The 14,080-nt window shown below is 42.6% G+C and carries 10 protein-coding genes; 9 read left to right on the forward strand and 1 reads right to left on the reverse strand.

Features of this window, described 5'->3' with window-relative positions; genetic code table 11:
- Positions 1-13: 13 nt before the first annotated feature.
- The 5 genes from BLQ87_RS06440 to BLQ87_RS06460 all read left to right on the forward strand — a co-directional run bounded on the left by BLQ87_RS06440 (position 14) and on the right by BLQ87_RS06460 (position 6,047).
- Positions 14-1,435 (forward strand): RagB/SusD family nutrient uptake outer membrane protein, encoded by a 1,422-nt coding sequence (locus BLQ87_RS06440; RefSeq protein ID WP_172664834.1) that lies wholly within the window; start codon positions 14-16, stop codon positions 1,433-1,435.
- Between the two features lie 11 nt (positions 1,436-1,446).
- The gene (locus BLQ87_RS06445; protein WP_074605313.1) at positions 1,447-2,172 is read left to right on the forward strand and encodes a DUF4843 domain-containing protein; all 726 of its coding nucleotides are present in this window, start codon (positions 1,447-1,449) and stop codon (positions 2,170-2,172) included.
- 11 nt (positions 2,173-2,183) lie between these two features.
- Positions 2,184-3,662 carry a PKD-like family lipoprotein gene (locus tag BLQ87_RS06450; RefSeq protein WP_083361722.1) on the forward strand — a complete coding sequence of 493 codons (1,479 nt, stop codon included), beginning with the start codon at positions 2,184-2,186 and terminating at the stop codon, positions 3,660-3,662.
- A gap of 3 nt (positions 3,663-3,665) precedes the next feature.
- Positions 3,666-4,811 (forward strand): thioredoxin family protein, encoded by a 1,146-nt coding sequence (locus BLQ87_RS06455; protein WP_074605315.1) that lies wholly within the window; start codon positions 3,666-3,668, stop codon positions 4,809-4,811.
- A 99-nt stretch (positions 4,812-4,910) separates the two neighbouring features.
- Entirely contained in the window at positions 4,911-6,047 is a 1,137-nt protein-coding gene (locus BLQ87_RS06460; protein ID WP_074605653.1) for a TlpA disulfide reductase family protein, read from the forward strand.
- A 77-nt stretch (positions 6,048-6,124) separates the two neighbouring features.
- On the opposite strand, the gene BLQ87_RS06465 is transcribed toward BLQ87_RS06460, so the two are convergent.
- Positions 6,125-7,096, reverse strand: coding sequence for a phosphatidylinositol-specific phospholipase C (locus BLQ87_RS06465; RefSeq protein WP_074605316.1), 972 nt, complete (start codon positions 7,094-7,096; stop codon positions 6,125-6,127).
- Between the two features lie 241 nt (positions 7,097-7,337).
- Between BLQ87_RS06465 and BLQ87_RS06470 the strand changes: the two genes are divergently transcribed.
- The 4 genes from BLQ87_RS06470 (at position 7,338) to BLQ87_RS06485 (ending at position 14,065) form a co-directional block, all read left to right on the forward strand.
- The gene (locus BLQ87_RS06470) at positions 7,338-7,910 is read left to right on the forward strand and encodes an RNA polymerase sigma-70 factor (RefSeq protein ID WP_074605317.1); all 573 of its coding nucleotides are present in this window, start codon (positions 7,338-7,340) and stop codon (positions 7,908-7,910) included.
- Positions 7,911-7,984: 74 nt separating this feature from the next.
- Positions 7,985-9,073, forward strand: a complete 1,089-nt coding sequence (locus BLQ87_RS06475; RefSeq protein WP_074605318.1) for a FecR family protein — start codon at positions 7,985-7,987, stop codon at positions 9,071-9,073.
- Between the two features lie 224 nt (positions 9,074-9,297).
- The gene (locus BLQ87_RS06480; RefSeq protein WP_172664833.1) at positions 9,298-12,630 is read left to right on the forward strand and encodes a SusC/RagA family TonB-linked outer membrane protein; all 3,333 of its coding nucleotides are present in this window, start codon (positions 9,298-9,300) and stop codon (positions 12,628-12,630) included.
- A 4-nt stretch (positions 12,631-12,634) separates the two neighbouring features.
- Positions 12,635-14,065, forward strand: coding sequence for a RagB/SusD family nutrient uptake outer membrane protein (locus BLQ87_RS06485; protein WP_083361724.1), 1,431 nt, complete (start codon positions 12,635-12,637; stop codon positions 14,063-14,065).
- Positions 14,066-14,080: the final 15 nt, after the last annotated feature.

Genomic DNA, 14,080 nt, shown 5'->3' on the forward strand with positions numbered 1-14,080 from the left:
GAATCGTATTGACATGAAAACAAACATTAAAATATATGCTACACTGACCATGTTGCTATTGGTCCTGAGCACAGGATGTAAAAAATTCCTCGAGGTGGACCCTAAATCCACCATTGGTGAAGAGGAATTGTTTAACTCAGAAATCGGCTTTCAGCAGGCATTAACGGGAGTGTATTCGCAAATGGCAGGCAGAGAGTTATATGGGGATAACCTTACCATGGGATTCAGTAGTTTAATTGCACAAAATTATAGCGCTAGTTTAAGCGGTGTTTTTGCCTTTCCAACTACTGTAGCCCTTAACTTTAAAGGCAATGATGCGATTCCGCTGGTCTCCGGAATCTGGACAAAAGGTTACAATACCATTGCTGCGACAAACAATATCCTCGGAAAAATAGACGGCAAACAAAGCATTTTTACTGGTGATCATTTTGCGCTGGTAAAAGGCGAAGCCCTGGGCCTGCGTGCTTACCTGCATTTCGACCTGTTGCGTTTGTTCGGTGCAAACTTTGCCACCAATCCAACAAAAAAAGCCATTCCTTTTCGTACGGAATTGAATGCGTTGTCTAAAGTTCCTTCTACAGTGGATGAGGTTTCTGCTTTGATTTTGGCAGACCTGAAGACAGCCGAAACGCTGATGAAAGGCAAAGATCCCATTTCGACAGAAAAAAACAGACGCTTCCGTATGAACTATTATGCCATTAAAGCCCTTCAGGCCCGGGTATACCTATTCAGAGGTGATAAAGTTAATGCTGCTGCTGCTGCAACTGAAGTGGTTAATTCGGGCATATTTACCCTGATCGATCCTAAAAGTGTAGCTGCACCTGCTGCCAGTCGTAACCGTACCTTTTCAACGGAACAGGTCTTTGCCATCCGGGTAAAAGACATGAGGACCTGGGTAGAAACCGACAATGCTTACTTCAAGTCGGTTAGCGACAACAGGAAAAACCTGACCCGCATCCTGACTGATTTTCAGACGCTCTACGAAACCGGCTCAGGTGGCGGTACGGATATCCGTTTCGCAAACCTGATCGAGGCAGATGGATTGACCTATTTTTGTACCAAATATTGGCAGACCTGGCAAGGCACCGTTGAAAACGACCGCCTGGATCAGAACGTTTCTTTAATGCGCTTGTCTGAACTGTATTATATCCTCGCAGAAACTGCTGCAACACCAGACGAAGGCCTGATCTTCCTGAACAAGGTTCGGGAAAAACGGGTGATCCCGGTAATCGCCGCAGGCATCACTGCCCAACGTCTTAGCGATGAAATTACTAAAGAATACCAGAAGGATTTTTATGCGGAGGGGCAGCTGTTTTATTATTACAAGCGCAAAGTCGCCAACAGGATGCAGTTTTCAAGCAGGAACCTGACAGAGGCCAGTTACATTGTGCCGGTGCCGGACAATGAGCTCGAATTTAATCCCAATTACAACTAAAGCAAGAGGACATGAAATACCTATCAATCATATTGGTGATGCTGATCTTAGCATCCTGTAAAAAAGATCCGGAGGCCGTGTTTTCCGGAAAGGATGGCATTACTTTTTACTATAAATCAGGTGCAGAACAGGACAGTGTCAGTTATTCTTTCAAGTTTAACAAGGTGCCAAAAACCAGGGACACCATCTGGATTAAAATGCGCCTGGTGGGCAAGCTATCCCATCAGCCAAGGAAGATTAAGGTGCTTGCCGGACCGGGGAGCACCGCCAGCCTGGGCAGCCATTTTATACTGCCCGAAATTTCCCTTCCTGCTGATTCTTTCCGGGTGAAATATCCGCTGGTATTGCTCAGTAACGACGACTTAAACACTAAGACCGTTAGGCTCGTTCTGCAGATTGCGGACAGTGAAGATCTGGTGGTGGGCACCAAAGGACAGGCAGACATGACCACTGCAAATACCGTTCAGTTTAAGGTCAATTTTAGCAACCGCCTGATCAAACCGGATTATTGGAGTTACATCGCTTATTATATAGGAGAGTATAGTGCCGTAAGGTATCAGTTTATGATCGATGTTTTTGGGACGTCCGACTTCAGGCCGGATACCAAGGGAGGGGTCATCGGTTATGCCCAATGGGTAAACATCAAAGGGAAGCTAAGAAATGCATTGGATGCATATGTTAGTCAGCATGGGCCATTGTTAGACGAAAATGGCGCAAAAGTAGAATTTCCACTGTAAAAACGAACTTTATGCGAATCAAACAAATCATATTGGGAACCTGCATTTGCAGCCTGATGTTTGCCTGTAAAAAGGAAGACAATAAATACAATTATAATAAAGTCAATGAGTTGAACATCACCGGTCCGAAAGACGAGGTTCTGGTTGTTCAGCGGGATACCATTCGTATTAACCCTGTCATCATTGAATCTGAAGCGGGGAGTGGCCCGTATACTTATAAATGGGAAATTTACCGCTCCGCGGATTTGAACAGCTGGGAGATCACGCCCATTAACCCTGCTACCACTTCAACGGTTCTTTCTACGGAAAAGAATCTGAAGGTTCCGGCATTGGTTGCCCCGGGGACGTATCTGTTGCAATACACGGTAACAGATGCCAAAACAACTTTGCGTAAATCGGTCCGTTTTCCGCTTACCGTGAATGGTAAATATTATGAAGGCTGGCTGGTGATGGCTGATAAAGGCGGAAAGGCCGAGCTTTCTTTTGTGCGCCAGGACGGAACTGTTTTTCCTGATGTAATTGGTACTTCTAATCCCGGGCTTACCTTAACTGGTAAACCGCTGGCTGCATTTTCCGGTATTCAAAGCAAACTGGAAGATGTAAATGTATTTACCGATCAGGGAATGTACCGCTTCAGTGCCAATGACTTTACCTTTACCGGTAAATCTCCGGATCTTTTTGAAAGTCCGATCAGCCCGGTATCCAATCCTGCCTACGCGGTAAACAGCGTTAATTTTGACCAGTATGTAGTGAGCAATGGCAACGTATACGGGACTTTAGCACCCAATCAGGGGATTGCAAAGTATTCTGAGCGTTTTAACGGACCTTCAGGTTACTCGGTATTCCCTTATTTTATGAGTGGAAACCAGTTTTGGACCCTGTTTTACGACAACAATGGCAAGCGTTTTCTGCATGCCACGTATACCAGCAGGTCCTTTAGTACCTTTCCTGCAAATACGGAAACCGGGATCGCTTTTGACATGAGTAATGTAGGTAAAACGATGATCGGTGGCGATAGAGGCCCGAATACAGAGTATTTCCTGGTGATGAAAGACGAAAGCAGTTATTACCTCTGCTCGGTATTGCCCAATAATAAAAAACCTGCAGGTGTGATGGACAAAATGGACGCGGCAGCTGAAATTGATAAAGCGGTTCTTTTTGCCGCTTCAGGAGTGAATAAGCAATTGTATTATGCGGTTGCCAACAAAATTTACCTGTACGATGTGCTGGCCAAATCGGCGAGATTGGTTTACACTTTTCCTGTTGGCACACAAGTCAAAGATTTGAAAATGTTTAAAGGGCAGGAATGGGGCAAATCCAATCCATTGTACAATACGCGCCTGGTCGTGGCAACTTACAACGGAACCGAAGGCGAGCTTTATTACCTTGATCTTTTACCTATCGGCGATATCGCTAATGGTACCTATAGCAAGAAATTTGGCGGTTTTGGCAATATCCTTCAAATCAATTACCGTAATCCTAACCTGTAAATTATGAAAACCATTTTTTCAATTTTTCTGCTCTTGCTGAGCGGTGCTGTCATGGCACAGCAACCTTCAGCTGCAGCAGCTGCCCAATGGGACAAAATTCTTGGCGAAGCCAAAGCGCAACATAAAATCATTTTAATAGATTTCTCTACCTCCTGGTGTGGGCCATGTAAGGCCATGGATCAAAGGGTATTTCCAGACCAGGCAGTGGCTTCAACGCTTCAGCAACACTATCGCTTCATTAAGCTGGATGCTGAAACAGATGAACTGGGACGGGTTTTGGCGGCGAGATACATGGTTCGCAGTTATCCCAGCTTTCTGATTATTGATCCTTCATTGAAGGTATTGAGGAAAGAATCCGGTTATAAAGCTGCTGATAAATTGAATAGCTGGCTGCTGGATGCCACAACAAATCAGCAACAGAGAGTGCCAGGCTTTAGTCAGAAAAAATACCTGGATTTCCCTTCGTTCTACCTCTCGGCTTTTGGCGAAAAGAAAGACCGTAAGAAAGCGGATAGCAATGTGGTGCGCAGTTACCTTGACCAACAGAAAGACCTGACTGCCGAAAGTGCCTGGGCAGTCATGAATGCTTTTGAAATGCCGGAGAAATATTTTAAATACTTCATGGCCAATTATCCTGTTTATAAAAAGAAGTATGGCAAGTCTATTGAAGGTAAAATGGCCTACGGCCTTTTTCCTGAACTGCAAAAGGCGATCAATAGCAAAAGTACGGAGGCATTTGTAGCGGTATTAAACCGCATTCCCCAATTCTTTGACGAGGCGGGGGTACAGCAGTCTACCTATCTTTTTAATATTCCCCGGGAACCTGCTTTCTTTATCATGAAAGCCAACTTTTTAGATACAGCGAAAACCATTACTCCGGAGATCAGGATGGAGTCTGCTACAGGGATATTGATGGATGAGCATCTGCCTGCTGCAGTATATGAGAAGGCTGCAGGCTGGCTGCTTAATTATCCCGGAATAGAACAATCAAACGATATTTCTATACTCATGAGCCTGGCTTTGGTCTATCAGCGCAATGGAAATAAAGACAAAGCGCTGGCCTTTTTCCAAAAGGGCGAAAAGATTGGCGGAACTGAGGAAGGCAACAAAGAATTTATCAACTACTACAAAAAAAGATTAACCCTATAAACTATTGAAACCATCATGATCTTACAGATCACATAACGAAATGATTATTAAGATCATGATAGCTTCATAACCATAAAAAAACAATATATACTGATGAAAATGAAAAAACTATTGATCATAACTATGCTATCAATCCCGGTCATGGCGATGGCACAAAGCAATACCTATACCTTAAAAGGCAAATTTAAATCGGCCGCTGCCGGAGGTAAAGTTTACCTGAATTACTATAAAGATGGCGCAACAAAAAAAGACAGTGCTCTTGTTCAGAACGGTGTTTTTGAATTCAAAGGACCTTCTGATGGCCCTCAGCAGGTTTATATGACCTTTGTGAGCAAAGATAGCCCTGCGGATAAAAAATCGAGAGGCCGTGATTCGAGGTCGATGTACCTGGACAAAGGCCTGATCTTAATGAAGGTGACCGACTCTATAAAAACGGCGACGATCAGCGGCTCCGCGATCAATACGGATTATAAAAAATACACGGAGCTGCTAAAGGCATCGGAGACAGCAATCAGTGGCTTGAGAAAGGAATATTATGGCCTTAGCGCTGAGCAGAGAAAAGAAGCTGCTACAGTTAAGCTGATAGAAGACAAGATGGATAAAGCAGAGGCCGGTCAGAAAGAAGCCCTTGTAACTTACGTTAAACAAAATCCTGGTTCCTATTTCTGTTTTGAAGCCTTGCAAAAAGTAGCGGGTCCATATTTTGACATCAGTAAAGTAGAGCCTCTTTTTAACGGACTCCCAGCGGCTCAGCGCAATGCGAAGGAAGGTCAGGCTTTTGCAGCTTCTATTGCAGCCAACAAATCAACGGCAATTGGAAAAGCAGCACCTGATTTCACACACCTGGACATGGGAGATAAGCCTGTAAAGCTGTCTGATTTTAAAGGGAAGTATATCCTGTTGGATTTTTGGGCTTCCTGGTGCGGCCCTTGCCGTGCTGAAAACCCCAATGTATTAAAAGCTTACAATGCCTATAAAGACAAAAACTTCACCGTGCTGGGCGTATCTGTTGATCAGGAAAAAGATAAAGACAAATGGTTAAAAGCCATCAAAGACGATGGCATGCAATGGACGCAGCTGATCGATTCGGATCGCAGCAATAAAAAAAGAGCGGGAGATTTATATGCTATAAAAAGCATTCCATCCAATTTCCTGATCGACCCAAGCGGTAAGATCATTGCTAAAAACCTGAGGGGGGAAGCTTTGGAAAAGAAACTGGCAGAAGTGATTAAATAATCACATTTCCATAAATAAAATTTCTACAGATCATAAAAAAGACCAGCATTTGCTGGTCTTTTTAGGTTAACGTCCTTTTAGAAATTGGTGTTCACAATTAACTGGCTTCTGGTTGCGTCAATGAAATCCAGAGGGATGATTCCATATCTTCCATGAGCAGCGCTACTGAAATAAGTATTGATCTTCGGGTTAATAGAATTGGCTACGGTATTGATGTTCGGAATTCCGAAAATCCCTGGCTTATAGCCACTGCCATAATTCACATATAACTTTTTAACTGTGCTGTTTTTTGCCTCATTTAAAAGGCTTTCTACTTTTGTCCATTTTGCATTCAGGTCATCTACCTTGTAGTAATCCTGAATCTTCAGATTGGCTGCAGGATTGTTGATCTCAAAGGTCGTATTGTCTGCCCAGTTGGTGGCATCGATTCCTTTGGTATTTCCTGTGCTGAATCTTCTCAGAAGTTTGATCTTTCCACGTACAGCTCCTAATGTAGAAATGCTGTTTCCTAAATCCCATTTTGAAGCATTCTGCGCCACGTAGGCATCAAAGGTCTGCTCAAAGCTGCGGGTGTTATCAGAAGGGGTGTGTTCTTCTTTTACGCTCATGATGATCGTTTCGCTGGGGTTGCTGTTTAGAAAACTGATGCAGGCATTCAGGACATCATCAAAGTTTAAGTTCTGATAAATGGCGCCATGATGGATGGTGAAGCTGTTGCCAATGTGTCTGCAGCGGATGTCCAGATACCTTACTCCAGCGCTCAGCTGATCTGCGATACTTAAGTTCTGTGTTTTTGCTGTTCCGGAAATGGGTTCATTCCTGGCACCGGAATCATGCGTACCGGGAATGGATAGCTGGGCAAGGCTCATCGTGTCTGATAGTGCGCCCATCCAGTTGTTCATGGTAAAGCTGGCGACAGAAGGAAGGGCCATAGCAGATTTTTCCAATCTGATCTGCTGTGGTGCATTTTCGGAGGTTTGCTTTTTACAGGCGGTAAATGAAATGGCTGCGGCCAGGATTAACTGGACTTTTAAGGGATTGATGTTCATCGTGATTTAGGGTTTGATTTAAATATTAAGATAGGTAATTAATTGTTTCTGCTTAAGCGTTTTAGTATTTCAAAGAAACCTTCTTGCCATTAAAATGATGTTAATCAGTGATTAAGGTTTAATGCGGTTTTTATAGATGATGAAGGTCAGGCTAATTCGGATCACCAGGAGATTAATATCCCTGTTTGTATAAAATTTTATTAATTTGTATCATTACAATTACAAAGGCTAAATAAAAACTATGTCTGTATATGCTACAAACACTGATCAGGAACTGGCTATTCTTTTAAAAAAAGGAGAGCGGGGAGTATTTGCTTTTGTCTATAACAGGTATAAAGCCGACTTGTACCTCCATGCGCTTCGGATCATAAAAAACCAGGATGATGCTACTGATCTTGTTCAGGAAGTATTTACCAATTTGTGGGAAAAGCGAAAGAACTTTGTTTTAAGTACTACAATAGCAAATTATCTATATGGGGCGGTAAGAAACCGGGTGTTTAACTTTATTGAACACAGGAACATTACGGAAAGGTACGCGCGGTCGATGCAAAGCTTTTTCGAGAAAGGGGAGTTCTTTACTGATAATCTGATCAGGGAAAAGGAATTGGCAGTCATTATTGAAAGGGAAATTAATGCATTACCAAAAAAAATGCGTGAGGTATTTCTGATGAGTAGAAACACAGACCTTTCACACAAAGAAATTGGAGAAATCTTGGGTATCTCAGACACCACGGTAAAAAAACAGATAGTGAATGCCGTACGTCTGTTAAGGCTCAAAATAAACCTGTCTATCCTCTTTTATTATTTTTTTTAAATTTTTCTACTCCATTTTACACCTTCACCTGTCTGACGTTTTAAAGGGGGAATAATCGACCTCTTTAAACGATTATGAAAGAACTGGATGTAAAATCACTTATCGAAAAATACAACAATGGCACCTTGTCTGAAAAAGAGAAGGCAATGCTTGAAAGTTGGTATATTCATGAGATCAGTATCAATAAGGATTTCCATGGGCTTGAAGAAAACTTAAGCAAGCTGGATGATCGCATGGTCCAGCTTTTATATACGCCTATTAAACGCAGGTTATGGCCAAAATATGCGGGCATTGCAGCTATGCTGACATTATTTGCTTTTGGCATTTGGTTCTTTGCCCTTCGTTTGCCAGGTTCAAACCATAGACAGGCAGTAGCAGTTCAGAACGACGTTGCACCAGGGAAAAATACAGCGACGCTTAGCTTAAGCGATGGGGAGGTCATGCAGTTAAGTGAGGCTCACTCAGGTGTGATCATAGGCCAGGATAAACTGACCTATAATGATGGCAGTAAGGTAGGTGTAAGTGCAACCGGATCAATATCCCGCATGATGACCGCCGCTACCCCCCGCGGCGGCACCTATCAGTTTATCCTTCCCGATGGAAGTAAAGTCTGGTTAAACGCTGCATCATCAATCAAATTCCCATCAACTTTTAGCGGGGCAAAAACACGAAATATTGAACTGGTTGGTGAGGCCTATTTTGAAATTTCCAAGAATAAGTCTCAGCCCTTTATTGTAAACTCCAAGAATCAGATGGTAACCGTATTGGGTACTCATTTCAATATCAGCAGCTACACAGACGAAGTCCGGTCAAAAACCACGCTTCTGGAGGGAAGTATCAAAATAAACAATACCATGTTAGTTCCTGGACAACAGGCGACTGTGAATGGGACAAAAATTATAGTTGACAATGTGAACGTTGAAAAAGCTGCAGCCTGGAAAGATAACCGGTTTGTATTTGAAAATGATAACATCACTGCAGTGATGCAGGTATTGCAGCGTTGGTATGATGTGCAGGTTGTTTACGAAGGTAAGTTGCCGAAAGACTCCTTTGGAGGGATTATTTCCAGAAATGAACCGCTTTCAGAAGTATTAAAATATCTGGAGCTGACATCCAATGTCCGTTTTAAAATCGAAGGGAGGAGGATCCGTGTGATTAAATAATAAAAACACCTGAAAACAAAAAATGAGCTGTCAAAAAATCAGAAGTGCGGTCGTAACGCACTTCTGGTAAAGCCTGGCGGTTCTTAGTCAACAATCAACTTAAACTGGCAATGTATGCGTGTATATCTCGTCCATACATTGTGTAACCAAACCTGATGTAAATGTATCAAATTTATAACTCAAAAAAGCCTGCTTTTTATAAGATTCGATGTAAAATATTACATGTGAAGCGGTTAGCCCCGCTGATACTTATCGTAATTTTTATGCAGGTGAGTGCCAATGTATTTGCCCAAAAAATCAGCCTTTCAGGCAAAGGCGCGACCATAAAATCAATGCTCAATGACATTAGCAGGCAGAGTGGCTACAATGTAGTTTATAACGAGCAGGTACTAAAGCTTACAACGCCGGTAAATATACAGGTAAACAATGCGGAGCTGATAGATGTGCTGAATAAATTATTTGAAGGGCAGCCTGCGGGTTATGTCATCTATAACCGGGCCATCATTGTTAAACCAAAAACTGAAAAACAAGACATTCAGGATTTAAGGTCTGTTCCTTTAAATGATGCTGCCGGTTATGTAGTGGATGAGCAGGGAAAGCTCATTGAAGGCGCTTCGATAAGCCTCAAAAGAACAAAGAAAGCAGTCAGAACCGATGAAACAGGAATGTTTATGATTAAGGGAGTGATGGATAATGATGTGCTGATCATTTCCTGTATTGGCTATAAAACCCTTGAAATCACTTTGTTTCAAAGTCAGGTGGGCTTTCGTGTAGTTCTTGAAATAGAAGAACGTAGTATGAAGGAAGTAGTTATTACCGGAATGTACGAGCGGAAAAAGGAAAGTTTTTCGGGAAGTTCAGCTTCTTTCTCCGGACAACAACTAAGGGATGTTGGCAACCAGAATGTCATCCAGTCGTTAAAAACACTGGACCCTTCTTTTGTTGTTCTGGATAATGCGCTTAATGGCTCAAACCCCAATGCCCTGGGCAATATTGAGGTTCGGGGGAAAACAAGTGTTAACAGTAAGCGAAATGATTTCGGCGTACTAACCGATCAGATTGCTTCTGATCCGAATCAACCTTTGTTTATCCTTGATGGTTTTGAAGCGACTTTAAGGCAAGTAACAGATCTGGACATGAACCGTATCGCCAGCCTTACCATCCTGAAAGACGCGGCTTCTACTGCGCTTTATGGATCAAGATCAGCAAACGGGGTAATCGTGATCGAAACAATAAAGCCTAAAGCAGGTGCACTTACTTTTAATTATTCGGCTAATACTACTGTAGATGTAGCAGATCTTAGTAGTTATAACCTGATGAACGCGGAGCAGAAGCTTGAATTTGAACGTTTGGCAGGAAGATATGGAAATGGAAATTCAGCTTCATCTGGCACGCTGGATGCTCAAAGATTATATAACGAGCGGTTAAAGAGGGTTAAGCAAGGAGTTAATACTTATTGGCTTAATGTGCCCTTACGAACAGGTTTCACACAAAAGCATTCTATTTATACCAATGGTGGAAGTGAATCTTTTCAATTTGGTGCAGGGATTGATTATCAGGATATCAATGGGGTAATGAAAGGTTCTGGGCGTAAAAACTGGGGGGGACGTGCAGATATGAATTACCGGACGGGTAACCTGAATATTTCCAACCGTATTTATATCAACGGATTTAAATCGAAGGAATCTCCTTTTGGTAGTTTTAAAGATTATGCACAGCTTAATCCCTATTACCCGAAAGATTATGCAGATAAGTATTTTGAGCGTGGAACGGTATCGGCATCGGCTTACGAGGGAGGCGGTATCACAGAGAGTCGGAACCCGCTTTATAATGCCGCTTTGAATTCATTTAACTATAAAAAACAGACCAATATCCAGAATAATCTGGCCTTTAACTGGGACGTTAATTTTGCTTTTAGAATTTCAGGAGGACTGCAGTTATCCAAGATTTTTGGAAGCCGTGTAGATTTTGTTTCACCGGAAAACACAAAATTTGATGGGCTTCCTGCTTTGCAGAAAGGAAGCTATGTTAAAGTTGATGAAGAAAAGCTGTCTTACGATGGTAATCTTATGCTTTCTTACAATAAGGTTTTTAATGAAAAACACGTAGTTACGGTCAATTTAAGGGGGGACATTCGCAATGAAGAGGGGAGTGCGACCGGGTTTTCAGCTCAGGGCTTCCCCCAGGGAGTGCCTGGCAACCCGGTTTTTGCCCATAGTTACCAGACAAATTCCAAACCCATAGTGGAGATGTCAGCTACCAGCAGAAAGTTAAATGGTTTAATAAGTACAAACTACGTATATGACAATCGTTATTTTGTGGATGCAACCCTCAGACGGGACGGTTCTACTGCCTTTGGGACATTTAACAGGTATTCGACATTTTGGTCGGTTGGCGCAGGCTGGAGCCTGAAAAATGAAGCCTTCCTGGAAAATGCAGATTGGCTGAATATGCTGACGTTAAGAGCAAATACCGGCTCTACCGGAAATCAACAGCTGGGAAGTTTTGCTTCCACCACTATATACGAGTTGGAAAATAATACCAACCTCTTTGGACAAAGCCTCTACCATTCAGGTCTGGGAAATCCAGGTCTGAAGTGGCAAAAGACGCAGCAAAGTAATCTTGGGTTGGATTTTTCACTATTGAACAACAGGCTTTCAGGAACGTTCAACGGATATGAGAAGTTTACAGATCCACTAATCGTGAACATTGATTTGCCAGGGTCAAACGGGGTAGCCAATTACCCTATAAATGTGGGAAATCTGACCGTCAGAGGCTTTGAGGCCAGCCTGCGCTATGCGGTGATTAACAATATAGCAGCAAGAACACTGTGGACTATAGGCTTAACAGGTCAAACCTATAAAAGCAATTATGGTGGATTTGATAAACGGCTGGAAGGCCTGAATGAGCTTCAAAAGAAGAGCCGTTCAATCATCAGGTATCGTGATGGTTATAGTCCTGATGATATCTGGGCAGTACCCTCCCTCGGTATTGACCCTGGTACGGGGGAAGAGATGTTTCTGAAAAAAGACGGTTCCCATACTTTTGATTATGACCCTGAAGATGCCCGTGTAGTGGGCAGCTTAAGACCTAAGGCTGAGGGAATACTAAGTTCATCCCTAAGATTAAAAGGACTGATCCTTTCTGTAGCTCTGCGTTATTCGCTGGGTGCCTCAATTATAAATTCTGCCCTTTATGAAAAAGTAGAGAACATTAGTCTCCCATCATTGGCTTATAATCAGGACTTACGGGCGTTGCAAGACCGGTGGAAGCAACCAGGCGATCGGTCACAGTTTAAAGGGATAGGCCTTACCTCCAGGACAGAAATGTCATCACGCTTCGTGCAGAAGGAAAATGTAATTACAGGTGAGTCCTTTTCTGCAGGCTACGAATTCCAGTCGAGAACAAGCCCCTGGTTAAACAGGTTCGGATTCAGGAGTTTAAGGTTCACTGCATTTATGAATAATATGTTCCGTATATCTAATATCACTACGGAAAGAGGATTGGATTATCCGTTTGCGAATTCTGTTTCATTTAGTCTCAACGCTTCATTTTAAACTTATGAAAAAATATTTCTTTTTGATGTTTTGTTGCAGCATGGCATTGAGTGCCTGTAAGAAATTTCTGGATGTTCAGCCCCAGGACCGTTTCCTCTCTGAACAGGTATTTAAGGATGAAAAAACAATAAATGCTGCCTTAAACGGGATTTATCTGAATATGGCTAAATCTGATTTGTACGGAAGCCGCTTAAGTATGCGCGATCTTGACCTGATGGCGCAATACTATAATACAAGCAGTAATGCCAGCTATAGGCTGTATACATCCTATAATTATGCTGAATCGGGAATGCGTGCTGATTTTAGTAAAGTTTGGCAATCTGCTTACCGTGTAATTTTAAATGCCAATAGTTTTATCGGGCAACTGGAAAAAAGTCAGAATGTGATAGATGATTCCCGTAAGCATATTTTAATGGGAGAAGCTTATGCCATCAGGGCTTACCTGCATTTTGATATGCTCCGTTTGTTCGGACCGGTTTATGCCCGCGACTCATTAAAAAATGCCATTCCCTGCTTATTGGCAGTTACTGATCAGATCCAACCGATTTTACCTGCCAATAAAGTAATTGATAGTGTGCTGAAGGATCTAAACCTTGCTGCTGCATTGTTGCAGAATGATCCGGTAAGAAAAGAAGGTGTGGTGGTGCAAACGGATGCGGATCCTGGCAGTAATTTTTATAAGATGCGTAACCGGCGTTTCAACTACTATGCAGTTCAGGCAATAAAGGCCCGGGTATTGCTTTACCGGGGTAATAAAGCCGGAGCTTTGTCTCTTGCCAGAGCTGTAATCACTGAAGGGGGGAAATACTTCCCATGGTCGCCGGAGGCAGTCAGCCAGCCCAATACAGCTAATCCTGACCGGGTTTTTTCATCAGAAGTGTTGCTTGGATTTCAAAATATTGAGCTGTATAACCAGCAAAGAGATTTTTTTGCTGCCCCTTTACAAAACGATGTAATTTTAGCCCCTCTTCAGGATAGATTGGATGAAATCTATGAAAATCTTCCCAACGACTATCGCTTCAGGGTGAACTGGCGGGACGGTGGCAGCGCGGGGAAAACTTATAAAACCTTTGTGAAATATGAGGAGGTAACTGATCAGGCCAAGACATTCCGCAATTTTCAGAGCTTGTTCCGGCTCTCCGAACTTTATTATATCATCGCCGAGTGTGAGATAGACAACGATTTGGCTGTGAAGGCTTTAAATGTTTTGCGTTCCAGTCGTGGCCTGCCTGCTTTAATTTCAACTGCTAACGTGCCGGCAGAGCTATACAAAGAGTATCGTAAAGAATTCTGGGGTGAGGGACAGACATTTTTCTTTTTTAAACGCAAGATGCTAATGACTATCCCAAGTGGAAGTGTCAATGGCTTAACCGTAAATATGAGACTGGAAGATTATGTTGTGCCCCTGCCTTTAATTGAAACACAAAGCAGATAGATCAAACTTAAAGAC

Origin of the sequence: Pedobacter steynii (assembly GCF_900103665.1) — a bacterium.
Taxonomy (GTDB): Bacteria; Bacteroidota; Bacteroidia; order Sphingobacteriales; family Sphingobacteriaceae; genus Pedobacter; species Pedobacter steynii.

Excerpts from the sequence above, each read along its gene's own strand:
- BLQ87_RS06455 (WP_074605315.1), top strand. The coding sequence starts at position 3,666 with ATGAAAACCATTTTTTCAATTTTTCTGCTCTTGCTGAGCGGTGCTGTC.
- BLQ87_RS06465 (WP_074605316.1), bottom strand. The coding sequence starts at position 7,096 with ATGAACATCAATCCCTTAAAAGTCCAGTTAATCCTGGCCGCAGCCATT.
- BLQ87_RS06440 (WP_172664834.1), top strand. The coding sequence starts at position 14 with ATGAAAACAAACATTAAAATATATGCTACACTGACCATGTTGCTATTG.
- BLQ87_RS06460 (WP_074605653.1), top strand. The coding sequence starts at position 4,911 with ATGAAAAAACTATTGATCATAACTATGCTATCAATCCCGGTCATGGCG.
- BLQ87_RS06470 (WP_074605317.1), top strand. The coding sequence starts at position 7,338 with ATGTCTGTATATGCTACAAACACTGATCAGGAACTGGCTATTCTTTTA.
- BLQ87_RS06445 (WP_074605313.1), top strand. The coding sequence starts at position 1,447 with ATGAAATACCTATCAATCATATTGGTGATGCTGATCTTAGCATCCTGT.
- BLQ87_RS06450 (WP_083361722.1), top strand. The coding sequence starts at position 2,184 with ATGCGAATCAAACAAATCATATTGGGAACCTGCATTTGCAGCCTGATG.
- BLQ87_RS06485 (WP_083361724.1), top strand. The coding sequence starts at position 12,635 with ATGAAAAAATATTTCTTTTTGATGTTTTGTTGCAGCATGGCATTGAGT.
- BLQ87_RS06475 (WP_074605318.1), top strand. The coding sequence starts at position 7,985 with ATGAAAGAACTGGATGTAAAATCACTTATCGAAAAATACAACAATGGC.